General features: G+C 76.8%; 1 protein-coding gene. It reads right to left on the bottom strand.

The features are described from left to right. Positions 1-466 (bottom strand): ketoacyl-synthetase C-terminal extension domain-containing protein (locus EAD98_RS08200; RefSeq protein WP_305035231.1); only part of this gene is annotated, 466 nt, incomplete at both ends.

Below are 466 nucleotides of genomic sequence, written 5' to 3'. Positions count from 1 at the left end.
ACCTCGGCCAGCGCCGGGGTGGCGCCGGCGAGGTGCCGTCGCAGCCGGGTCAACGCCGCCCGCAGCGCCGCCGGGGTACGCGCCGACACCGGCAGCAGGTGCGCCCCGGCCGGCGGCGGGTCGACCGGCTCGGCCGGCGGGGCCTGCTCCACCACGACGTGCGCGTTGGTGCCGCCCAGCCCGAACGAGCTGACCCCGGCGACCCGGCGCGGCGCGTCCGGCCAGTCGCGCACCTTGGTCGGTACGTAGAAGGGGCCGGCGGTCAGGTCGATCTCCGGGTGTGGACGGGTGAAGTGCAGGTTCGGCGGGATGGTGCCGTGCTGCACGGCGAGCACCGCCTTGATCAGGCCGGCGATGCCGGCGGCGGCGTCGAGGTGACCGATGGCGGTCTTCACCGAGCCGAGCGCGCAGGTCTCGGCCGGGGCGGCGCCCTCGTACACCTCGTGCAGCGCGGCGACCTCGATGG

The organism is Micromonospora sp. CV4 (assembly GCF_003667455.1).
In the GTDB taxonomy this organism is placed as follows: domain Bacteria; phylum Actinomycetota; class Actinomycetes; order Mycobacteriales; family Micromonosporaceae; genus Micromonospora.
The sequence above is the reverse complement of the archived record's forward strand: the minus strand, read 5'-3'. Positions and strand labels throughout refer to the sequence as shown.